General features: G+C 60.6%; 19 protein-coding genes. 4 read left to right on the top strand and 15 right to left on the bottom strand.

Translation table 11 applies throughout. The annotated features are described in order from the left end of the window. Positions 1–59: 59 nt before the first annotated feature. From OOZ53_RS14815 to OOZ53_RS14790, 6 genes are all read right to left on the bottom strand, one after another. The gene (locus OOZ53_RS14815) at positions 60–1067 is read right to left on the bottom strand and encodes an aldo/keto reductase (RefSeq protein ID WP_271090412.1); all 1008 of its coding nucleotides are present in this window, start codon (positions 1065–1067) and stop codon (positions 60–62) included. After that, positions 1060–2031: a sugar-binding transcriptional regulator gene (locus tag OOZ53_RS14810; RefSeq protein WP_271090411.1), complete on the bottom strand. Its 972-nt coding sequence runs from the start codon at positions 2029–2031 to the stop codon at positions 1060–1062. Before OOZ53_RS14810 ends, OOZ53_RS14815 begins: the two co-directional genes overlap by 8 nt. Next, the gene (locus OOZ53_RS14805; protein WP_271090410.1) at positions 2028–3062 is read right to left on the bottom strand and encodes an ABC transporter permease; all 1035 of its coding nucleotides are present in this window, start codon (positions 3060–3062) and stop codon (positions 2028–2030) included. The genes OOZ53_RS14810 and OOZ53_RS14805 overlap by 4 nt, the downstream gene beginning before the upstream one ends. 6 nt (positions 3063–3068) lie before the next feature. Then, complete coding sequence (locus OOZ53_RS14800; RefSeq protein WP_271090409.1) at positions 3069–4097, bottom strand: ABC transporter permease; 1029 nt, start codon at positions 4095–4097, stop codon at positions 3069–3071. Continuing rightward, entirely contained in the window at positions 4094–5605 is a 1512-nt protein-coding gene (locus OOZ53_RS14795) for a sugar ABC transporter ATP-binding protein (RefSeq protein ID WP_271090408.1), read from the bottom strand. Before OOZ53_RS14795 ends, OOZ53_RS14800 begins: the two co-directional genes overlap by 4 nt. Before the next feature lie 100 nt (positions 5606–5705). Then, entirely contained in the window at positions 5706–6728 is a 1023-nt protein-coding gene (locus tag OOZ53_RS14790; protein WP_271090407.1) for a sugar ABC transporter substrate-binding protein, read from the bottom strand. A gap of 401 nt (positions 6729–7129) precedes the next feature. Here OOZ53_RS14790 and OOZ53_RS14785 point away from each other — a divergent pair, with 401 nt between their 5' ends. Continuing rightward, positions 7130–8110, top strand: coding sequence for an arginase family protein (locus tag OOZ53_RS14785; protein WP_271090405.1), 981 nt, complete (start codon positions 7130–7132; stop codon positions 8108–8110). A 3-nt stretch (positions 8111–8113) separates the two neighbouring features. On the opposite strand, the gene OOZ53_RS14780 is transcribed toward OOZ53_RS14785, so the two are convergent. The 3 genes from OOZ53_RS14780 to OOZ53_RS14770 all read right to left on the bottom strand — a co-directional run bounded on the left by OOZ53_RS14780 (position 8114) and on the right by OOZ53_RS14770 (position 11745). Beyond that, the gene (locus OOZ53_RS14780) at positions 8114–9691 is read right to left on the bottom strand and encodes an ABC transporter permease (RefSeq protein ID WP_271090403.1); all 1578 of its coding nucleotides are present in this window, start codon (positions 9689–9691) and stop codon (positions 8114–8116) included. Then, complete coding sequence (locus tag OOZ53_RS14775) at positions 9688–10722, bottom strand: quaternary amine ABC transporter ATP-binding protein (RefSeq protein ID WP_271090401.1); 1035 nt, start codon at positions 10720–10722, stop codon at positions 9688–9690. The genes OOZ53_RS14780 and OOZ53_RS14775 overlap by 4 nt, the downstream gene beginning before the upstream one ends. 75 nt (positions 10723–10797) lie before the next feature. Beyond that, positions 10798–11745, bottom strand: coding sequence for an ABC transporter substrate-binding protein (locus OOZ53_RS14770; RefSeq protein WP_271090400.1), 948 nt, complete (start codon positions 11743–11745; stop codon positions 10798–10800). A gap of 518 nt (positions 11746–12263) precedes the next feature. On the opposite strand from OOZ53_RS14770, the gene OOZ53_RS14765 reads away from it, so the two are divergent. Next, the gene (locus tag OOZ53_RS14765; protein WP_271090399.1) at positions 12264–13253 is read left to right on the top strand and encodes a LysR family transcriptional regulator; all 990 of its coding nucleotides are present in this window, start codon (positions 12264–12266) and stop codon (positions 13251–13253) included. Here OOZ53_RS14765 and OOZ53_RS14760 read toward each other — a convergent pair. Continuing rightward, complete coding sequence (locus OOZ53_RS14760) at positions 13237–14757, bottom strand: trimethylamine methyltransferase family protein (protein WP_271090398.1); 1521 nt, start codon at positions 14755–14757, stop codon at positions 13237–13239. The genes OOZ53_RS14765 and OOZ53_RS14760 overlap by 17 nt on opposite strands. Positions 14758–14946: 189 nt before the next feature. Between OOZ53_RS14760 and OOZ53_RS14755 the strand changes: the two genes are divergently transcribed. Further along, positions 14947–17367, top strand: coding sequence for a GcvT family protein (locus OOZ53_RS14755; RefSeq protein WP_271090397.1), 2421 nt, complete (start codon positions 14947–14949; stop codon positions 17365–17367). A gap of 119 nt (positions 17368–17486) precedes the next feature. Continuing rightward, entirely contained in the window at positions 17487–18683 is a 1197-nt protein-coding gene (locus OOZ53_RS14750; protein WP_271090396.1) for a DegT/DnrJ/EryC1/StrS family aminotransferase, read from the top strand. 57 nt (positions 18684–18740) lie between these two features. Here OOZ53_RS14750 and OOZ53_RS14745 read toward each other — a convergent pair whose 3' ends face one another. From OOZ53_RS14745 to OOZ53_RS14730, 5 genes are read right to left on the bottom strand one after another with little or no spacing between them, the layout of a single operon-like run. Then, positions 18741–19676 carry an ABC transporter permease gene (locus OOZ53_RS14745; protein WP_271090395.1) on the bottom strand — a complete coding sequence of 312 codons (936 nt, stop codon included), beginning with the start codon at positions 19674–19676 and terminating at the stop codon, positions 18741–18743. Then, positions 19673–20611: an ABC transporter permease gene (locus OOZ53_RS14740; protein WP_271090393.1), complete on the bottom strand. Its 939-nt coding sequence runs from the start codon at positions 20609–20611 to the stop codon at positions 19673–19675. The genes OOZ53_RS14745 and OOZ53_RS14740 overlap by 4 nt, the downstream gene beginning before the upstream one ends. Further along, positions 20608–20832, bottom strand: coding sequence for a hypothetical protein (locus OOZ53_RS26500; protein ID WP_333780597.1), 225 nt, complete (start codon positions 20830–20832; stop codon positions 20608–20610). Before OOZ53_RS26500 ends, OOZ53_RS14740 begins: the two co-directional genes overlap by 4 nt. 4 nt (positions 20833–20836) lie before the next feature. Further along, positions 20837–22078 (bottom strand): sugar ABC transporter ATP-binding protein, encoded by a 1242-nt coding sequence (locus OOZ53_RS14735; RefSeq protein WP_333780596.1) that lies wholly within the window; start codon positions 22076–22078, stop codon positions 20837–20839. 33 nt (positions 22079–22111) lie between these two features. Further along, the gene (locus OOZ53_RS14730; protein WP_271090392.1) at positions 22112–23134 is read right to left on the bottom strand and encodes an ABC transporter substrate-binding protein; all 1023 of its coding nucleotides are present in this window, start codon (positions 23132–23134) and stop codon (positions 22112–22114) included. Between the last annotated feature and the right edge of the window lie 177 nt (positions 23135–23311).

Below are 23311 nucleotides of genomic sequence, written 5' to 3'. Positions count from 1 at the left end.
ATTCTCCCGTTCGCCGGCAGCTTCCCCACCAGCGTTCCCGTTTCTTTGTTTGACGAGGACTAACCGTCCAGGTCGGTCAGGTTTTCGGCTGCCGCTTTGCCGATCGCCTCGATATCCGAAGCGGACAGCCGCAAACGGCCGGCCTTGGCATTCTCGACAGCCTGTTTTTCGTCACGTGCGCCGCACAGCGAGAAGGTGATTCCGGGCTGCTGCAGCGTCCAGGCAATCACGATTTGCGCATTTGTCGCGCCATGTGCCTCGGCGATCGGCGTAATCGCGGTCATCAGTCGCGCCACCTTTTCGCGGTTGGCCGTTGAAAAGCGCGGATTGTCCTTTCGCTGATCGTCGCCTTCGAATACCCGGTCCGGGCCGATCTTTCCGCTCAGCAGCCCAAGCGCCAGCGACGAGTAGCTCAGCACGGAAACGTTGTTTTCCAGGCACAGTGGCACGAGGCTCGTCTCAATGTCGCGTTTGACCATGGAGTATTCTTCCTGGATCGCATCGAGCTGTCCGGCCGCCAGGTAGGCGCGGACCTCTTCGGGCGCCGTGTTGCTGGCCCCGATCGAGCGGATCTTGCCCTGCGTCTTCAGCGTTTCCAGCGTTTCCATGGTTTCCGCCACGGGTGTGGTCGGATCCTGCCAGTGCGTGATGTAGTGATCGATCACGTCGGTGCCGAGCCGTTTCAGGCTCTGCTCCACCTCGTGGATGATCGCGTCCCGACCGAGATAGCGATGAACGGGGACGCCTTCGTAGTCGAAAAAATGGTTGCCTTGTTGCGTGTGCCAGACCAGACCGCATTTGGTCGCGAGGACAACCTTGTCCCGGCGTCCCTTCAGAGCCTTTCCGACAATGGTTTCGGCCAAGCCCTGGCCATAGGCGGGGGCGGTGTCGATCAGTGTGATGCCCTCGTCGATTGAGGCCTGGATTGCCCGGATCGACTTTGTCTCGTCCGTTCCGCCCCACATCCAGCCACCGATGGCCCAAGTGCCGAGGCCAATTGCCGAGGCCTCGATATCGGAGCCGCCGATCCGGCGCTTCAGCTGATCGCCCGCGGTTCTGTCAAGCATCTTCGATCTCCATTTCAAGCACCGATCGGGCGGTGCGCTCATCCGTAACCAGGGAGTTGAGGTATCCGCCCTCGAGCGCGGCGATGATGGGTTCGACCTTTTCCGGTCCGGACGCCACGCCGATCGTGACCGGGATTTCAGCGGCGAGATCCGGCGCATAGGCCACCAGTTTCGAGTTGTAGCCGTTGCCCGACAGCTTTCCCTGCCGGTCGATCAGATAGCCCAGAAACTCGCCGCGAATGCCGTCGTCGTAAAGCCGCTGGCGCTCCTGTTCGGATACCGGATGGGCCTCGTAATACGTGGCGTTCGATCCGACCACCGATCCGACGCCGACCAGCGCGACTGCTGCGTTTGCGACCTGGTCCATCACGCTCTTGACGGACTGCACCGACATCAGCAGGTCCCGTTCCTGTTTCGAGGCCGTGTGCAGCGGCGCGTGCAGCAGGGTGGCGTGGCCGCCGAGCCTGTCGGCCAATTCCGTCGCTATATGATTGACGTCCGTGTAGTGCTGGCCCTGAACGCCGCCGGTCATGGGCACGATATTGACGGCGAAACTGCGATCCACTGCGAGATTCTCGATCAGGGCGCTGAGCGCCTTGCCGGCGGAAATGGCGACGGTATCGCCATCCTGCAGGACTTCCAGAAGAAGGGTTCCGGCGCCTTTGCCGACCTGGTTGAGCGTTGCTTCCGCGCTGCCGGTCACCTCCGGCACGACAACGCAGTGTTTCAGTGGCCACCTGCTGGAGAGCTCGCGTTCGAGATCGAAAAGCGGCACAAACGGGCTCTTTATCGTGATCTGGACCATGCCCAGTTCGCGCCCCTGCTTGATGAGCCTGTTCACTTTTGCCGTCGAAAGACCGAGTTTTGCGGCGATCTGGGATTGCTGAAGCCCTTCTTCGAAATGAAGCGACAGGACCCGGGCAATGGTCCGCATCTGTTCGACATCGGGGGCGCTGGAGTTCACGAGGACTTCCCCTTCTTGCTGACAATGTGGTTCGACGCCGCCGCGAGCAGCAGCGCGGAGCCGATAACGAGCGTCTGGTAATAGGCCGGCACGAGCGTCAGCATGCCGACGGTCAATGACATGATGATCAGTGCGGCCACGAAGGATTTCGAGACCCGGCCTTCGCCGCCGCTGAAGGCGGTGCCGCCCAGCAGGACGACCAGGATGACCGTCAGTTCCATGCCGTCGCCGGACAATGGGTCGCCAAGCGACATGAAGCTCGATCTTGCAATCCCGGCCAGTGCGGCCGTGACACCGACGATCCCGTAAAGAACCCAAACGATCTTGCCGGTCTTGATGCCGGACAATTTGGCCGCTGTCGGGTTTCCGCCGGTTGCCGCGGCGTATTTGCCGATGAGCGTGCGTTTTTGAACGATGATAAGAACGAGCGTGACAAGGATCGCGACCCAGAAGGCCATCGGCAGGCTGAGCAATACGCCTTCTCGGCCATAATCGTTGAACCATGCCGGCATCTTCAAACCGCCCCCGGATTTGATCGCCGATACGCCGTCCTGAACAAGTAATAGCGCGATGCCCTTGTAGAGGCTGAGCGTTATCAGCGTCGCGATTACCGGCGTTATCTTCAGACGCACCACCAAAAAACCGTTGATCGTGCCCAGAACGACCCCGACCGCAACCGTTGCAACGAAGGCCGGCAGGAAAGGTACGCCATTGATCGCCAGCAGCGCATAGACGACGGCGCTCAGGCTCATGGCGCTGCCGACGGACAGGTCGATATAGCCCGAAACCATCAGCAGCGTGAATGCGCCGGCAAGCGTGATCAGCGGAGCGGAAACGCGCAGAATATTGATAATGTTGTATTTGTTCAGGAAGTTGCCGCGTTCGAACAGCGTGAACTGATCAAGATTGGCAACACTCAGAACGGCAATCACGGCCACGAAGACGAAATAGATGTAATAGTCGCGCAGGAACCGCGCAATTCGCCCGTTCCGGTCTGTCGGTCCCTGACTTATGGCAGTTGGCTGGCTCATTGCGGATCACCGGTTCCTGCGGGCCAAGGCCCAGGTTTGAACGACGATTGCGAGGAAGACCGCGATCGCCTTGAGCGTGAACTGCCAGTCGGGCGACAGGACCAGCCCCGTTGCCGCCGACGTCACGACGGCAAGGATGATGGCGCCGAAGAACATGCCGACCACAGAGCCGAAACCGCCGGCGATCGCCACGCCTCCGAGCAAGGCGATGACAAGCGCATCGAACTCCATGAGCATGCCGCGATTGGAAAAACCCGACTTGAATTCGGAGGCGAGCAGTATTCCGACGACACCGGCGATGGCCGAACTGAACAGGTAGAGGTAGGTTATGTGCTTTGCGCGGTCGATACCCGACAGGGTCGCCGCAACGGCGTTGGCGCCGATCCAGTAGGTCTTGCGGCCGAAGACGGTCTTCTTCTCGATGAATACGGCGATCAGGATCAGGAGGATCATCAACACGACAGGCAGTTTCACAGACGTGCCGAACATGTAGAGATTGCCGAGGACACCGAACTCTTCCGGCAGGTTGGTGTTTCGCTGCGAACCGTGCGTGATGACCTGCGCAATTCCGCGCGCCACCATCATGGTGCCCAGCGTAACGATAATGGAGGGAACGCCGAACCGGACGACGAAGAGGGCGTTGAGGCCGCCGATCGCCATGGCCCCGAGCAACGCGCAGGCAATCGCCAGGAAGTAGGGCATGCCGAGCCCGGTCGAAAGTGCGTTCGCGCCGCCGGCGGACTGGGCGAACCAGACCGACAAAACGCCCGACAGCGCGACCACACCGCCCACGGACAAATCGAAATTGCCCGATACAAGCAGGAAGGTGACACCGACACCGAGCGATATGACCGCCCAATTGTTGGTCACCAGGTTGATCATGTTCTGAAGCTGGAAGAAGTTGGGAACCAGCAGCGATGCGGTGAGGAAGAGTGCCACAGCCGCCAGCACGACCAGAAGCGTAATGAAGGCTTCGTCGCCAAGCCTGCGGCGTGTGAACTCCGTCCGCGGCGGGATTTGAGCGGAAATGGTCATTGCACCGCTCCTTCGCCGCCACCGGTTACGACGTTGAGAATATGGGCGATATCGACCTCGGGTCCGTTCGCCATTTCCTCGATGAGCGCACCGGAATAGAGAAGGAAAATCCGGTCGCAAATCCCGAGCACTTCCTCCAGTTCGGACGAAAAGACGGCAACGGATTTGCCGGTATCGGCCATATTCTTGATGATGTTGTAGATCTCCATTTTCGCGCCGACGTCGACGCCGCGGGTCGGTTCATCCAGCAGCAACAGATCGGCATCCGCAAACAGGCATTTGGCGAAGACCACTTTCTGCTGGTTCCCACCGGAGAGCTTCTCGGTGTGCTTGTCGATTGAATCAGTCGCGATGCTCAGCTTGCCGACATATTCATTGGCGGCCGCAAGCTCCTCGGAAGACCGGTAAACGCCTTTGTCGGACAGTTTGCGCAGGTTCATGACGGGAATGTTCTCGCGGATCGAGAGATTGGTAAAAAGGCCCTGGGTCCGACGTTCCTCGGGAACCAGCGCGATGCCGGCTTCGATGGCCTGCCTGGGAGAATGGCCGACGGGATTGCCCTTGAACGTGATGGATCCCGACGCCTTGTCGGCACCGAACAGCGCGCGTGCGATCTCGGTCTTGCCCGCGCCGACCAGGCCGTAAAACCCGACGATCTCGCCGCGTTTGATGTCGAAGCTCACATCGTCCAGCAGGTGATTGGCGAGGCTTCTGGCTTCCAGGACGGTTTCGCCGGTCGCCGTCTTTCGCGGCTCGTACGTCTGAAAGACGTTGCGTCCGATCATCATCCGGATCAGATCCGAACGGTCGGCGATCTCGGAAAGCGGCGCCGTTGCGATGTGCCTGCCGTCGCGCAACACGGTCACGGCGTCGCCGAGTTGAAAAATCTCATCGAGCTTGTGGGAAATGTAGATTACCGTCACGTCGGATTCCCGCAGGCGCCGGATCACGCCGAAGAGGCGTTCGACCTCACGTTCCGACAGGGCCGCGGTCGGCTCGTCCATGATGATGACGCTCGCGCCGGACGAGGCTGCCCGCGCGATCTCCACAATCTGTTTCTGTGCGACGCTCAGGCTCGAAACCCGGGCCGTGGCGTCAATGGACGGCTCGATCGCATTCAATGTCCGGACCACCCGGTCGTCCAGATCGGATTTGACAAGAAAGCCGAAGCGGCTGCGCTCCATTCCAAGGGTGAGGTTTTCCATGACCGTCAATTCGTCGACGACATGCATTTCCTGGAAGAGCGTTGCAATCCCGCCGTCACGGGCTTCCTGCGGGTTGGCCGGGAAAAATGGCTGCCCCCGGACCTTCATGGATCCGCTTGTCGGCTGAAGCGCGCCGGTCAGCATTTTCACCAGTGTCGATTTGCCGGCGCCGTTTTCGCCGACCAGACAGTGCACCGATCCGGCCTCGATCGAGAAGGTTACGTCGTCGACGGCACGAACGCCGGGATAGTCTTTCGTCAATCCGACGACGGACAGAACGGGCGTTTGCTGTTCGCGATCCACTGTGGCCTCCCTGATCCCGGTGCGCCCTTGCGGGCTTGTTCAGTCCCGGTGCGGTTCCCGGCGGCGCCTCTGCGCTGTGCCGCCGGGAACCCCTTTGCGCTTATTCGCCGAACTGCGTTTTCAGCCAGTCCTTCGCCTCGGCCTTGTCCATCGTCCAGTAGGAAATGGTATAGGCCTTGTAGAAGAACTCCTCGGCGACGTTGGATGTCTTTTCGACCTTGCCGTTGACGACATCCATGATCAGGTCGACGCGGCCGCGTGCGGTTTCAACCGGCGGCAGGCCCATCGAAACCTTGAGGCTCGAATTGGGATCGAAGACCTGGTCGTACTCGACAGCGTCGAAATCCACGCTCGCGACGATTTCGGTCAGCGGCTTGCCGTTGTCGAACTTGCCGCGGCCAAGCTGCGAAAGGCCGGCCATTGTGCCAACGGTGAGGTTGGATGCCTCGGAGTAGATCAGGTTGACTTCCGGGCGCTGCGTCAGCAGGTCGACGATGATCTGCTTGGCGGCTTCCTGGCCGGCGCTGGAATCGAGCGCGCCGAGATTCTCGGCCTTCGGATCGACCGACAAAACGCCTTCGACGAACGGTTTGGTGCGGCCCGAATTCACCTCGGTGTGGTTCGGCCAGCCCAACTGGACCATGACAATCGGCTTGTCGGGATGTGCTTCCTTCCACGCCTTGGCCATCTGCGCGCCCATCTCGAAGGAGACAGCCGCCTCGTCGCTGCGCGCGGTCGGAATTCCGGTGTCGGCGATCGGGCTGAAGAACGACGTCATCACGATACCCTGATCGAGCGCATCATTCACGCCGGGCGTCGCAGCCTCGGCGTCCCAGATATGCAGGGTCGCTCCATCGAAGCCGCCGGCGACCACCTGGTCGATATTCTGGGTCATGACAGCAGAATCGGCCTGGCCGTCGAACACGACGACTTCGGCGCCGTATTTTTCCTTGGCGTAACGCTCCGCCTCGGCACCCTGTGCCTGGTGAAACACGTTGGACAGGTCGGATACGAAAAACGCGATCCGTTTCCCATCGTCCGCACCGGCACCGATGCTGCCGGCGGCCATCACCGATGCGGCCAGCACGCTGCTCATCAGCAGCTTTTTCCCGAAATTTTTCATGTGCATTCCTCCTATGCTTTGCGGACATCGACGCGGATGTCTCTCCCACTGCAAATGACAGGAATCCGTCTAACGAAATTTTTTGCAGCTTCTGCAATAAATATCAATAGTGAAATTTATGTCAAGAAGTGATAAAAATTTCATTGTGAGAATTGTAATGCCAATCCCACTCGGCCCGGACGGCCGAAACTGCAATTCGGCTGTCCCCGGTACGTGGCGATACATGCCGCAATCACTGGAAATGTTTGAATTCCGGTCGTTCAGGCCGGCAGTTCATGTTCGACTGTGCGAGCGTTGCGGGGCAAGGCTGATTTCGCTTGCGGCGAGGCGGCCCTGTGCCACTATGGGCGGCGCGGTGTCACGCGATGAGATTTTGAACTCCCGGAAAAGAGAGGTTCGCCTTGGCTGAAGAACACGATCGCAGCATGATGGAAAACCTCTACTGGTGGGGCGTGCCGACGCTGTTCCGCTGTCCCCATGAAGAGATCGGCGGGCAGGATATCGTCCTGGCGGGTGTTCCGCACTCCACCGGCAACGGCACCACCGAACGCGACCAGCATCTGGGGCCGCGGGCCGTGCGAAACGTCTCGGCTGTCCAGCGGCGCGTCCATGGGGTGTTCGGCCTCGACCCTTGGGCGACCGCAAAGATCGCCGATATCGGAGATGTCGCGCTGCCGCGCGCCAATGACAATGAGGATTGCATTGCGCGCATTACCGAATTCTACCGGCGGATCGATACTGCAGGCGCGCGGCCCGTTTCCATCGGCGGCGATCATTCGATCACCGGCGGCATTGTCCAGGCGCTCGGCTGCGGTCATCTAACGGCAGGAGAGCCTGTGAGCTTCCTGCATCTCGATGCCCATACGGATGTCTTCACCAAGGTGGATCACTTCCTTGGCGCGAAAAAGTCGGCAGCCCATTGGGGCGCCTATCTTGCCGATCAGGGCAAGGTCGATCCGCGCCGCTCGATGCAGATCGGCCTGCGCGGCCATCCGCGAACCCTGGACTGGCTGCAGCCGTCCTATGATTATGGATACAATGTCGTGACCATGGCGGAATATCGGCAGCGCGGCGCGTCCGACGTCATCGCACAGACCAAAGATATTCTTGACGGGCGGCCGGTCTACATCACCTTCGACCTCGATTGCCTCGATCCGTCCGTCGCCCCGGCGGTGTCCAACCTGGAGCCGGGCGAAAAAGGCTTCGACATCGACGAGGCGATCGGGCTCCTGCGCAGCGTGCGCGGCATGAACATTGTCGGCGGCGATGTCGTGTGCATGATGCCGACCAAGGACAGCCCCAACAACATCACCGCGCTGGTCGCCGGCGCGGTGATGTTCGAGATGGTCGCTATGATCGCCGAGAGCGTTTCGGGCCGCTGACGATCAGTCCTGATCGGCCCGCCGGAACGCGCCCTGGACGATGCGGTCGATGACCATGGCGCAGAACAGGATGGCGAAACCGCCGAGCAGGCCGGGACCCTTGGCGGCATATTGCAGCGCTTCCAGAATCACCTTGCCCAGTCCGCCGCCGCCGATCAGCGAGATGATGACGACCATCGACAGACACATGAGAATGGTCTGGTTGACGCCGGCCATAATCGATGGCAGCGCAAGCGGTATCTCGACATCTCTCAGCGTCTGGAACCGGGACGCTCCGAAGGCATTGGCGGCCTCCTTGATGCTTTCGGGGACCCCGCGCATGCCCAACGCCGTGAGACGAATGACCGGCGGCATGCCGAAAATGATCGTGGCAAGAATGCCCGGCGGGTTGCCGGTGCCGAAAAAGGCGATGATCGGTATGAGATAGACGAAGGCCGGCAGGGTCTGCATGAGGTCGAGCACCGGTTCGGCGAAACTGTATGCGCGCTTCGATTTACCGAACCAGATTCCGAGCGGGATGCCGATGACGACACAGATGATCACGGCCGCCCCGACGAGCGCCACCGTCTCCATGCTGATTTCCCAGTATCCGAGGATCGCGACATAGGCGAGGGCGGCTGCTGTGAAGATGGCGACGCGCGGACCGGCGGACCGCCAGGCGACAACGCAGATAACGACCATGACCACCGGCCATGGTGTAACAATGAGCGCCAGCGTCATGGCGTTGAGAATGGCGCGAACGCCCGCCGTTATGCTGTCGAAGGCGCCCTGGCCGGCCACGGCGGCCGCGTCGATGCGCGCTTCCAGCCAATTGGCAAGCTCGGTGAATATCGTCTCGTTCTGGTTCGCGATGAACAAATGGCTGAACTGGTCTTCGGGGAAGGTGTTCAGGATTTCCAGCGGACTGGCGACCGTAAATTTGTAGATCGTCAGCGGCGCGATCACCAGGACCAGTACGATGCCGAGCAGAAGGTTCTGCTGTTTCAGGCCCGATTCAACCGTATTCGGGCTGATCCGCCAGCGCGTATATTGCTTCTCGTAGACAATATTGGCGTAGAAGCCCTGCAGCAGCTTGAAGGCGAGCAGCAGAACCAGACCGGTAATAAGGATGGTGATCGCCTCGGCATTGGCTGTATCGGCCTGTGCCTGACTGCGCTCGGCGGCCTTCGCCATATTGGCCGCCAGCGTTTCGAAGCGGCTCGGATCTTCGCCTGCGGCTGTGGCCTCCGCGGCTCTTTCCAGAAACTCCTGTGAGCGGGAAAGCTGGCTTTCGGCGCGTTCGCTGAATTTGGCGCCCGGATTGCCCCAGGCGCCCCGGCCGATCTGCACCCAGGCGATCATCTCCAGGATCAGGAAGGCCCAGAAGAAGCCCCAGACGCCCCGCATGGCCGCCCAGACGGGTCCGAGCACGGCGGCTGCAATGTTGAAGGTCAGCGGCGGTGCGCCGGCGGCTTCATGGATCTTGTGGAACGCGGCCGCATAATAGGCGCCATTGCTCCCGGCGAATTCGCTGATCGAGGCATCCAGTTGCTCGCGATCGACCTCGACATCCGACGCGGCGGTAACCGTGATATCCGTCATTCCTTGCCTCCCTGAATACCACGCAGCAACCGCGGTTTGGTGACCACGCCGATATCGCTCCCGTCCTTGGTGATGACGACGGGAAGATCCGATCCGACCGCATGGTCGATCAGCTGATCAAGGTCCGCCTCCTCATCGGCTCTGGGCGCGCCTTCGGTCGGTCCGTCATACCGCTCGAGCGGTTCCATAATGGAGTGGGCCTTGACCAGTTTGAGTTTCGAGATGCCCTGGACGAACTCGCGCACATAGTCGTCGGCAGGGTTCATCACGATGTCTTCAGCCGTGCCGATCTGGACGATGACGCCATCCTTCATGATGGCGATGCGATGGCCGATGCGGATCGCCTCGTCGAGATCGTGGGTAATGAACAGCGTTGTTTTCTTCAGTTGCGCCACCAGGGCCTTGAACTGGTCCTGGAGTTGCATCCGGATCAACGGGTCGAGCGCGGAAAACGGCTCGTCCATCAAAAGGATTTCCGGGTCCGAAGCCAGCGCCCGGGCAATGCCGACGCGCTGCTGCATGCCGCCGGACAGTTCCTTTGGCAGCCGGTCCTCGTAGCCGATCAGATTGACGAGTTCCAGGGCGTGATCGGAGACCGCCCATCGTTTCGATTTCGGTACGCCGCGTATTTCCAGTGGATAGGCGACATTGTCGCGGACCGAGCGATGCGGCATCAGCGCCATATGCTGAAACACCATGCCGATCTGCGTGGCGCGGACATTGCGCAGTTCCGAGGCGGACATGGCGCTGACATCGCGCCCGAGGATCTCGATGGTGCCTGATGTCGGCTCGATCAGTCGGTTGACGTGCCGGACCAGGGTGGACTTTCCTGAGCCGGAAAGGCCCATAATGCAGAAAATCTCGCCTCTTGCGACCTCGAAGGTGGCGGCCTGGACCCCGACAACACAACCGAAACGCTCCAGCACTTCCGGTTTCGTGAGGCCTTCCGCCTTTATGGCCTCCATCGCTTCGTCGGCGCGGTCCCCGAAGACCTTCCAAACATCCGTCAGCTTTACGACAGTTTCGCTCATCTGCGCCCCCGAGGCTTCATTCAACTGGTTGATGGCCGCGGCGCTGAAAACGCCGCGGCCACCGGTTCGGTCGGATTACTGGCTAAGCCAGTCGAGAACCTGGTCCTCGTTTTCGCTGACCCATTCCTTGGCGTATTCAGCCGGGTCTTTCTTGTCGACGACCAATGCGTAGGTCATCGCGCTGACAGCGTCCGTGTCGAGCTTCATATTGGCAAAGAGCTTTGCGACCTCGGGATGCTGTTCTTCGATTGCCTTTGCATAGTGAAGATGCAGATAGGCGGTGTCCCAGGCCATCGCAGCCGACGACTTGTCGAGCCATGCCGGGTCGTCAGTCGGCTGTACGACCTTCCAGCCGGACGGATCGTGCGCTGGCTCCTCGAGGATCTGCAGATCATGCAGGACAAACACGTAGTGGGGCGTGTAGCAGAAACCGACCCATGGCTTGCCCGCCTTGATGGCGTTGTCGAGATTGGCATAGGCCAGCGTTTCATCGGATTCCGTCAGCTCCATCAACTCACCATAGCCATAGGACTTGGCACGGATTTTCTCGACATTGGTCGATGCCCAGCCGGGGGCTCCGATCCAGATTTCGCCGCGGCCATCGCCGTTCGTGTCGAACACGGCCGCCTTGTCCGGGTCGGTCAGATCGTTGATCGACTTGATGTTGTGCTCTTCGGCCGTGGCCTTCGGCACGCAGATGCCCTGGAATGCCTCGACGCCGTTGGAGTTCATGACGACCGAGCCCTTGTCCTTCACATAGGTATCGTGAAGGTTCTGCTGGTTCGGCATCCAGACTTCGGGGTGGGCGTGCATCGAACCCTTGTCCATGGCCTCGAACACGATCGGGTTGGTACCGTTCTGCAATTCGACCTCAAGGCCGAGATTGTCCTCGATTACAACCTTGAGGACGTTGGCCGTCGCTGCAACGGACGGCCAGTTGGGTACGCCGATAACGACGTCCGCGGCCAGGGCCGGCGTTGCCGACAACATGGTGGCGGCGATGAGTGAGGAAATGTGTTTCATTGGGTTCTCCCTGTTCAATGATGATTCAGTTGGTCTGCGGCTGCAGATTATTCGCAAGACCGCCGCTTCAGCCCCTCGGTTGCATAATATGTCTCGTCCGATTGGTCACACCAAGGCTGGCCGAACAGGCCTGACGGATGTGCTCAGATGGATGAGTTGGCGTTGATCCGGTGCTGTAGTAACGGCCTGGACGGTAATTTGTTGCCAATTCCCTTCGGTTGATCGCCACATCCGCAGGTTTAACCGGAGTGTAGCCTGTTGCCGGACGCTGGCAAAGCGATGCGCGATCCAAAACAATGTGTTCCTCTTATTTGCTGCCGCCTTGTGACCGGCGGCTGCCCGTCTTCGCGGGTTGCACTTAGACTTCCACAATAGGGCGCGGTGATGGATCGTTTTTTTGCAGTTCCTAAAAATTAGGAATATACTTGCGAAGAAGTAGAAACCGGGTTCGCTCTGGCCCGGATGGTGCCTCATAATGGGACCATTGCGCAAATTGAAGGCAAAAGGCGGAGGCACGCATGCAACGGTCGCGGCTCAGTCTGAAATGGCTGGAGGTGTTTCAACTGGCGGCACGGTCCGGTTCCGTCCAGGAGGTGGCATCTGAAACCGGTCTTTCGGTCAGCACGGTGTCGCATCATATCCAGAGTCTGGAAAAGCGGCTGGGTGTCAGCCTGCTCGACCACAATCGCCGGCCCATGGTTCTCACGCCGGCGGGCAATGTGTTCCTGCGCTATATCGAGGAGGCGCTCAGTCTCATCCGCAAGGCGGAGATCGAGGCGGTGTCCGGCAACATGATCGAGGCACGCAGTCTGCGGCTCGGGATGGTCGACGATTTTGACGCCGAGATTGCTCCCGAACTGGCCCGCACGCTGGCCGCCGGCATGCGCAATTGCGAGTTCACGCACTTTGCGCGCCCCAGTCATGAAATCCTGCATCTGCTGCGCAACCGTCAGATGGATGTCGGGGTCGCGACGCGGCCGATGGACGACGTGTCGGATCTGGTGGAGTATCCGCTGGTGCGCGATCCGTTCGTAGTCGTCACGCCGATCTCCCAGGGCATGTCTCCCGAGGATTACCTGGCCGGCAAAAGCACTATTCCGCTTATTCGATACAGCCAGACGCAGATCATCGGCCGCCAGATCGAAGCGCAGCTCAGGCGTCTTCGCATATCACTGCCCAACCGGATTGAAATGGAAAGCAACCAGTCCATCATCGGCATGGTGGCCGATGGGAGCGGCTGGGCCATCACAACCCCTTTGAGCTATCTTAGGGCGCGCCGGTTCCACGGGCAGACCGTCCTTCACCCCTTTCCGGGGAAAAGTTTCGCGCGTTTCATCTCGATTTTCACCGCCGAAGAATATGCCCAAGGCGTTGCGCGCATGATCGCCAACACCATGCGCCGCCTTATCCATCTGCGGACCATCGAGCCGGCGGTGCAGCAGATCCGGTGGCTTGAAGAGGGTTTCTATGTCCTGCCGGAACGCAGCGGCGTCAACGCAGGCGTGTAAAAATGTTCCTGATGGCAGCGTCAGTGGAAGTCCCCAGATAGTCCGGGTGATGGGTAGCCAGAATTTCCTTCGCTTTTTCGCGCGCTCTTGACCAGGCCTGCTGCGCGCCCTTTTCCTCCCATGTTCGCGGCGTGTCCCTGTCCGCCAGGGCCGGATAGAAATAGTCGCGTTCCATGGCCGCAAGCGTGTGCGAGCCGCCGAGAAAATGGCCGTCGCCCAGTACCGCGCCGCATATTGCATCGAATCCGAGATTTTGCTCGTTGACCTCGACGCCGCGCAATATCCGGTAGGTGTTGGAGTGCATTTCATCGTCGAGGACGAAAGCTTCGAAACTGGCGCCGAGCAGCGAGGCCGTCATTCCGGAACTCTCATAGATGAGATTGCCGCCCGCCAGTGCCGCCGCCAGGGATGTTAGCGCCTTTTCCGTTCCATATTGCGCATCGATGGCCTTGGCGTCGCTCATGGATGCGGCAACGCCGGAGGGAAGTCCGAGCCAGTTGGACAATTGCGCCGATGCCGCGTTCAGCACGGCGATCTCGCCGCCGGCGCCCGAAAAGGCACCGGTGCGCAGGTCGACAACGAACGGCCAGTTGGAAAACACCATGGGATGGCCGGGACGGATGGCGTGCACCATCAGCAGGCTGCCGAGGGTCTCGGCGAGGGACTGGGCGAGAAATCCGGCCAGTGTGGCCGGTGCCGTGGCGCCCGCCTGGGCGGCGGTGATGCAGGAAATCGGGATGTTGTGGCGGATGCATTCGAATGTGACATCCACGGCGTCCTCGCCGTAGCGCATGGGCGAGATGACCGGGCTGATATGCGCCTTGACGAAAGGCCGGCGGGAAAAGGCGCCTTCGCCGCCCGCGGCGATATCGAACATCTGCACGATGGGGGCGACATTCTGTGCCAGCGTGAAGGAGGTTGCCGTCGGCTTGGTGGTGTTCTTGACCAGCGCATAGGCGGTGTTCAGGTCCAGATCGAAGACATCCTCGACATCGGTGGCGACGCAGCAGCGCGTGAACCAGCTGATATTGGCCAGCGTGTCCTGAAGCCGGGTGAAATCATGCAGGTCGCGCAGTGTGGACGGGCGGTAGAGCCCCGTTTCGATATCAAGGGTCTGCACGGCGGCGCCGCCGGTTCCGAAATAGACGCGGCTGCCGCCCACTTCGATCGAGCGTGCTTCATCACGGCCGTGAAGAACGAATGTCTTGGCCGACTTGCCGATCGCTTCCTCTACAAGATCGCGGGAAAACAGAAACCGGCCGCGTTCATCGCGCTGCGCTCCGCATGCCTCGAAGCGCTCGGCAAGCCGTTGCGGCACCTCGCCCATGCCAAGGGTGGCGAGCAGGCGCAACGCGGTGTCGTAGATCTTCTGGAGGTCCTGTTCATTCAACGGCCGGTACTGACCGCCCGTCTGACCCGGCGGACAGGGATTGGTTTCGGGACCGGCAGCCCGTCGGCTTATCCGCTCGCGCCGTCCCGCGCGTTTCGGCGAACTGTGTCCCATGACAGATCTCTCCATTGCCATAGCGAGGCTCGGAAGAGGATTAGGATGCCGGCTTGAAAATTGCACAAGCACGTTTCGGTTCAAGCGAAAATGTCGAATTCGAGTTTCGAAATTATCGGATAAGAGATGCTATGGTTGACCGAAACTCCAGAAAACCGCTGCCTATGACTGGTTCAATGGAGCGCCTTGATGAAATCGCGTTGCAAAGTTGTTGTCATTGGCGGCGGTATTGCCGGGTGCTCGACGCTCTATCACCTGACGCGCGAAGGCTGGAGCGATGTGGTTCTCCTGGAACGGGACGAACTGACCAGCGGCACCACGTGGCATTCGGCGGCCCAGGTGACCAATTTCGGCATGAACCAGACAATGATCGGACTGAAATCGCACTCGATCAGGCTGTACAAGGAACTGGCTGAGGATCCGGAATATCCGATCAACTACCACCACGGGGATGGCGGTATTCGTCTTGCAAATACCGAAGCGCAGATGGACGGCTATCGGCATTTCGCGTCTCTTGCCCGCGGCATGAATGTGCATTTCGAGGTGATAGATGCGCAGGAATGCGCGCGCCGTCACCCCTTGATCTCGACGGAAAACCTCGTCGGCGGGCTGTGGGACCCGCTGGACGGCGATATCGATCCGGCGCAATTGTGCCAGTCACTGGCGCGCCGGGCGCGCAAGGCCGGCGCGGAAGTCTATCGCCACACACCGGTGACAGCGCTCACCCAGCGCGATGACGATACGTGGACCGTGCATACCGCCAAGGGCGACATCGATTGCGATATCGTGGTCAATGCAGGTGGCTACCGTGTCAACGAAGTCGGCGCCATGATGGGCGTGCACCATCCGGTTGCGTCGATGGAACACCAGTATTTCCTGACCGATCCTATCCCGGCTATCGAGGAAGCGGGCCACCGCATGCCGCTGTTGCGCTGTCCGATTTCGGATTTCTATTGCCGGCAGGAAAAATTCGGCCTGCTGCTCGGTTTCTACGAGCAGGACTGCAGGACCTGGGGCATGGACGGCATCGATCCCAATTTCACCAATGCGCTGTGCCCGGACGATCTGGATCGTGTGACGGACGTGCTGGAAGGCGCATTTGCACGCATGCCTGCGCTGATGGATGCGGGCATCCATACGGTGATCAACGGTCCCATCACCTATACGATCGACGGCGCGCCGCTGGTCGGACCGGTTCCGGGCAAGCGGAATGCCTATTGCATCATCGGCCTGCGCGCCGGGCTCGGCGAGGGCGGCGGACATGGATGGCTGCTGGCGCAGCAGATCGTTCACGGTGAAGCCTGTTATGACACCTGGTGCCTCGATCCGCGCCGGTTTACCGGCCACGGCAATGTCGAGCTGACGGCCGTGAAAGCCATCGAGGATTACCGGAACGAGTTCCGGTTCCACTTCCCGAATGAGCATCGCCCGGCGGGACGTCCCTTCAAGACGACGCCGCTGACCGCCGTGCTTGCCGCGGAAGGGGCGGCGTTCGAGGTGGTCAATGGCTGGGAGCGCATTGAATATGTGAAGCCGGCTCCCGACTTTCACCCGACACACACATTCCGGTTCGATGAAGCATTCGACACGGTGGCCGGCGAAATCGCCAATCTGCGCGAGAATGTCGGCCTGACGGAAGTCAGCGGCTTCAACCGCTATGCGCTCACCGGCACGCATGTGCACGATTTTCTCGACCGGGTCATGTGCGGCCGGGTTCCGCGTAAATCCGGCAAAGTCGGGCTTGGCTACCTGCTGAACCGTCACGGTATGGTCAAAACCGAGGCTACCATCGCGAACCTGCCGGACGGGAGGGTGTGGTACGGATCGGCCGCGGCCGCGGAATATCACGACCGCGACTGGCTGAGGGATCATATCACGCCGGATGAGGATGTTTCGATCGAGACGCTGACCAACGATTTCACGATCCTGGTCGTCGCCGGCCCCAAATCGCGCGACGTGCTGCGGGCCGTCAGCCGCGCCGACTGGTCGAAGGAGGCTTTCCCGTGGCTGTCCGTGCGCGCGTGCTTTGTCGGCATCGCGCCGGCAGTCGTCATGTCCGTCAGTTTTTCCGGCGAGCTTGCCTACGAGATCCATGTGCCGAACAACCAGCTATACGCCGCCTATCTGGCGCTGAGACAAGCCGGCGAGCAGCATGGAATGAAGCTCTTCGGCGCGCGCGCCATCGATTCCATGCGGCTGGAAAAGGGCTTCCTGCACTGGAAGGCCGATATTCTGACGGAATTCGACCCGTTTGAAACCGGGCTCGACCGGTTCGTCAAGATGGACAAGGCGGACTTTGTCGGCAAGGCGGCGTTGTCGGAGCGGATAGCGGGCGGTCCGTCACGCAAGCTGGTCACGCTTGAAATCGAATGCAGGGATGCGCCGGCCCATGGCGGTGCGTCCGTTCTGCGCGACGGTCCGGTGGTCGGCACCGTTACCTCGGGTGCGTTTGGGCACCGCGTTTCAAAGAACCTCGCCTATGCTTTCGTGCAGCCCTATCTTGCTGTGCCAGATACCCGAATGGAGGTCGATGTGCTTGGCGAACGGGTTGCGGCGCGGGTCATCGAAATGAGCCCCTATGACCCGGCCCATGATCGTATGCGGGCCTAATATCCCGGTCTTGCCGGCTCCGGCGCAGGCGAGACGAAATTGGAGGAGATGAATGTACGGATCGTTTTTCTGCTGTCCCGGTTTATTGCGATGATGCTTGCTCTGGCGGGATCAGCACCATGACGTCAAGGATCTTTCGTGGCAGTTTTACGCAGCAGGAGCCGATCCCGGAGGAGGCGATCGAGGCGGCGGTTGCGGTAATGCGCAGCGGTCGTCTGCACCGCTACAACCTTACCAGTGGCGAACATGGTGAAACGGCTCTCCTGGAACGGGAATTTGCGGACTGGCAGGGCAGCAAATACTGCCTTGCCATGGCATCCGGCGGCCAGGCCATCCAGACGGGACTGCGGGCGGCCGGGGTCGGGGACGGCGACAAGGTCCTGACCAACGCCTTCACGCTGGCGCCGGTGCCGGGCGCCATTGCCGCCGTCGGCGGTTTGCCCGTGCTTGTCGAGATCGATGAAAATCTGCGCCTGGACGTGGAAGACCTCGACCGCAAGGCGGCAGAAAGCGGGGCACGCACGCTGTTGCTGTCGCATATGCGCGGACATTTGTGCGACATGGACGCCGTGATGGCGGTTGCGGAAAGCAGGGGCTTCCAGGTTATCGAGGATTGTGCGCACACAATGGGCGCGCGTTGGAAAGGAACAAAGTCCGGCAACTATGGCGTTGCGGCCTGCTTTTCGACCCAGACCTACAAACACATGAACTCGGGCGAGGGCGGTTTCCTGACTTCGGACGATCCTGACCTGATGGCCCGGGCGACCATCCTGTCGGGAAGCTACATGTTCTACGACCGCCATGGCGCCGGTCCCGACGAAAAGCATTTCGAGGCGGCACGCTACCAGATGCCCAACCAGTCCGCCCGCATGGACGCGTTGCGCGCGGCAATCCTGAGGCCGCAATTGCGCCTGCTCGAAGAAAACATCGCCCGGTGGAATACGCTCTACAACACCGTCGCCGATGGGTTGAAGAAAAGCCCGGCCATTGTCGTCCCAAGGCGCCCGCAGGAAGAAGACATGGTCGGATCGTCGATCCAGTTCCGCGTGCCCGCGCTTGATGTTGCGGGTTGCCGGACCCTCATCCGCCGTTGCAGCGACCACGGCGTGCAGCTCAAATGGTTCGGCGACCGCGAACCGAGCGGCTTCACCTCGGACCACGCTTCCTGGCGGTATTTTGAAGCGCAGACCTTGCCCAGGACCGATGCGGTCCTGTCGACCCTGTTCGATATGCGTTTGCCGCTGACTTTCTCACCGCAGGACTGCACGCTCATCGCCGATATCATTGTCGAGAATGCCGATCTGGTCCGCACATGACGGCTCGGTGCCTTCGCTGATGAAGCAGTGAAAGGATCTAGTGCCTGCCAGTGGCGATCAGCGGTCGCGGCCGGATGCCGCCAGGATGACGCCGATGATGATCAGGCCGGTCAGGATCAGGCGCGGCCCCGCGCCGAGACCGAAGGTGTTCAGCATCGTCACGAGCAGGAACATGAAGAGGGCCGCTCCCCAAAGGCCGGGCACGTTGGAAAAACCGCCGGCGACGGATGTGCCGCCGATAACGACGACGGCGATGGAAGCCAGCAGATATTCTTCGCCCATATTGAGTGCCGCGCCACCTGAAAACGCCGCCAGAAAGAAGCCGCATATGGCGGAAAAGACCGCGCAGAGCGTGTAGGTGAGGTAGCGGACACGGTTGACATTGATGCCCGCAAGCCGCGCCGCGCGGGCGTTCTGCCCGATGGCAAGCACAGACTGGCCGTAAACCGTGCGCCGCAACACCACATGCATAATGGCTGCCAGCATGATCGTCGCGATTGCGAGGTAGGGAAGCCCGAGGATTTTGCCGGTGGCAAAATCGCCGAGTGCTTCAGGCGGTTTTATGCGCAGGCCGCGATTGTACCAGATGGCCAGCGACTGATAGATGAAGCTGGTGGACAAAGTCGCAATGATCGGCGGTATGTTCAAAAGCCGGATCACCAGATAATTGGCGCTTCCGATCAAGATACCGAGCACGAGTGCCAGCAGCAGGCCTACCAGGATCATGCCGTCGGACCCGTCCATTACCTTCATCGCCACCGTGGCGACCAGTGTCATGCTCGACGGAATTGACAGATCGACATTGCCGGGGCCTGTCGTGATCACCAGCATCTGCCCGATGGCAACGATGACAAAAAACGATCCGAACAACAGGGCGGCCGAAACGACACCGGCACCGGCCGCGCCGCCGGAGACGGCGATGATCGCCACCACCATCAGCACCGCGCCGAACCAGGACCAGAACCAGGGGAGACGGAATATCGCGGCGATCATTTCCTTGCCTCCAGCCTGTTGATCAGAACGCGAAGGGCCAGGACGATGATCAGGATCGCACCCTGCGCGCCGATCTGCCAGTCCGGGTTCAGCCGCAGGAACGACAGGAACGAACCGGTCAGGGTCAGGGTGATCGCGCCGATAACCGCACCGATGGGCGACACGCGTCCGCCGACAAACTCTCCGCCTCCCAATATCACGCCGGCGATTGAAAGCAGCGTGTAGCGCAGGGCGATATTGGCGTCGGCGGATGTGGTCAGGCCGACCAGCGCAATGCCCGACAGCGCTCCGAAAAAGCCGGCAAGCGCAAACATTGTCGCCTTGATGCGGACCATCGACCAGCCGGATCGTTCGACCGCCCTGGCGTTGCCGCCGGCGCCGCGCAGCACAACGCCATAGGAGGATTTCATCAGCGCGATATGGACGACGAGCGCGATGACGATCGACGCGATGATCGGAAACGGCACATAAGCCGGTTTCAGGGTCATCAGCGAACGGATCCAGCCCGGCGCCTCGCCGCCGGGGGTCGGCAGCAGCATGACCGCGATGCCCAGCCAGACGAAGGACATGCCGAGCGTTACGACGATGGAGGGCAGGTTGCGCAGTTGGATGAGGGCGCCGAGCGCGGCATAGACCGCGATGCAGCCGGCAATCGCCAGGATTCCCAGAAGCGGGGTTTCCTGAAGAAGGGTCGCGGCGATACAGGCCATCAGGCTGACATAGGAGCCGATGGACAGATCAAGGTCGTTGACGCACAGGATGAACATCTGCGCGATCGTCGCGAGCGCGATCGGTATGGCCAGGTTGAGCATCAGGTTGAGGCCGAAATAGCTCATCGCGCGTGGCTGGATATAAAAAATCGCGGCCAGCAGGATCGCCAGCGAAACCGCCGGCAGCAGCGTCCGGAAAAGGCGGGGATTGATGATATCCCTCATGCCGCCTTGTCCTTGAAGGATGCCTCGAGAATACGCTCTTCGGTGACATCGGCGCGATCGAACTCGGCCATGATCCGGCCTTCCCGGAAGACGTAGACATGGTCGCAATGGCTCAACTCGTCGGTTTCCGTGGTGTACCAGACGAAGCTGCGACCGCTGCGTGCTTCCTGATCGATCAGCAAATAGACCTCTTCCTTGGTTCCGATATCAACGCCGCGCATCGGGTCATCCATCAGGATGATGTCGGCGTCGGAACCAAGCGCGCGCAAACAGCGCCTTTTGCTGGTTGCCGCCCGAGAGCGACAGGATTGGCATGTTCAGATCCAGCGATTTGATGCCGATTCTCTTTTGCCAGCTATTGGCCAGTTCCAGCTCGGGCGCGGATTGGATGAGGCCGGATTTCGTGAAGCGCCGCAGCGAAGATATGGAGGTGTTCTTGATGATGGACCATAGCGGGAAGACCCCGTCATTCTGGCGATCTCCGGGCACCAGCGCGACGCTGCCGCTTATCTTTATGTCCGGGTCGCGCCGGGAGGCCGCATCGAACAGGCGGATGATCATCTCGGTCTGTCCATGGCCGCCGAGACCCGCCAACCCGATGACCTGGCCGCGGTGAAGCTTGAAATCGGCCCCGGAGACCTTTTCGGACGCCGTGATCACGATGTCCGCCATTTCGCCCTTGCTGCCCCGATCGGATTTTTCCGCGTTCTCATCGACCACATTGCCCATGGCCTGCACGAGGCCGGCACGGTCGAATTCGCCGACGGGCCTGTCTGCGACGATGCGGCCGTCGCGCATGACGATGACGCGGTCCGAGGTCGAGAGGATTTCGCCGAGAAGATGCGAAATCAGGATGATTGTTCCCCCCTCAGTCACGTATTTTCGCACATAGGCAAGCAATTGCTCCGCCTGGCCCTGGTCGAGCGAAGATGTCGGCTCATCGAGTATGACAAGCCGGGGCGGCGGGCCGTCCGAGGCAAACGCCCTGGCGATCTCGACCATCTGCCGCTTTGCGATCGTCAGGTCGCCGACAACGTCCTCGGTCGAGATATTGTTGCCGGGGAATATCTCATCGAGCTGTTGGCGGATGATGCCGGTGGCCTGTCTCTTCCACAACAGTCCGCGCACGGATTTCAGCGAAACCCGCAGGTTTTCCGCAACCGTCAGGTTCGGGCACAGGGAAAGCTCCTGGAAAACGCATCGCAGACCGGCTGCATGGGCGGATGCGATGCTGTGCGCGGCTATTTGTGCGCCGGCTATCTTGAGCGTGCCCTGATCGGGTGCCATGACACCGGCCAGTATGTTCATCAGGGTCGATTTGCCGGCCCCGTTGTGGCCGACAAGTCCGAGGCACCGCCCGGCGCTGATCGCGAGATCGACCCCGGCCAAAGCCTGAACGGCGCCGAAACTCTTTCCGACGCCGTTCAATTCCACGACCACATCGCTGTCCTGTGCCGATCCGTCCATCAACATTGCCCTGTGATCGTTATTCGCACTCCGTCAGGAGGCTTCGTCGATCACCTTGATGGCATCTTGCTGCGAATATTCGACATTCGCAACGCCTCCGGCCTGGGTGTTTTCCAGGTTTGCTTCAAGATTGCCCTGGTCGATGCGCAGAAAGGGAACGGTCAGGTCCTTGGGGACGTCCTTGCCGTCGAGAATCTGCTGCGCGACCCAGAAGGCCAGCGTCGAAACGCCGGGTGCGATGGACACGGACATGGTTTCGTATCCGTTCGCGTCCTTCTGTTCCTTCCACCAGGTAAGCTCGTCATGGCGATTGCCCATGATGATGGTTGGCGTGTCGCGGCCGGCGGCCTTGAAGGCCTGTGCGGCACCATAGCCGTCACCGCCCTGGGTCACGACCGCAGTGATTTCCGGAAGGCTTGGGAGGATACCCGCGACAGCCTTCTGGGAAACATCCTGCGCCCAGTTCCCATGGACGGATCCGACTATCTTGAATTTGCCGCTTTCAGCGACGCCTTCATGGATGCCCGCCGAAATCTCGTCATCGACGAATACGCCGGCAAGACCGCGGATCTCGAGCAGATTTCCGCCGTCGGGGTATTTTTCAGCGAGATATTCGACCTCGCTCTTGCCCATCTTCTTGAAATCGACGGCGATGCGCCATGCGCAGGGTTCGGTCACGACGCCGTCGAATGAAACGACGGTGATCCCGGCATCACAGGCCTCCTTGACAGCACCATTCAGACCTTCAGGCGAGGCGGCATTGATGACGATCGCGTCGTAGCCCTGGAGTATGAGGTTCTGAATCTGGGCGGCCTGTTCCGTGACCTGGTTTTCGGCCGTGGTGAACGGATCGGCGGCCGCCACCACGCCGTTCTTGACGGCTTCGCCGGTTACCTTTTCCCAGCTGTTCAGCATTGCCTGGCGCCAGGAGTTTCCGGCGTAGTTGTTGGAAAGCGCGATCTTCTTGCCGGATGTGTCCGCTACAGCCGGCTGAACGGTCGTCGCGGCTACGATGGCAACACCCAGACCCAAAACGCTTGCGGTCAAACTCTTCATTTCGTCCTCCCATGGCACAAACCGGACCCCTATAGCGATCCCTCAGAACGGATCGCCCGGCCATGGCGGCGACCCGCTCAAATCCTCCCGCCGATGCTTCCGCATCCGCGCGCCCGGTTTTTTCTTTCGGTATTCCCGGTCAGGCAAAGGCTACGGCGTGGCCGGGACGCGGGAAAG

The organism is Allohoeflea poritis (genome assembly GCF_027889715.1).
Classification (GTDB): domain Bacteria; phylum Pseudomonadota; class Alphaproteobacteria; order Rhizobiales; family Rhizobiaceae; genus Hoeflea_A; species Hoeflea_A poritis.
This window is presented reverse-complemented; position numbering and strand designations above follow the sequence as displayed.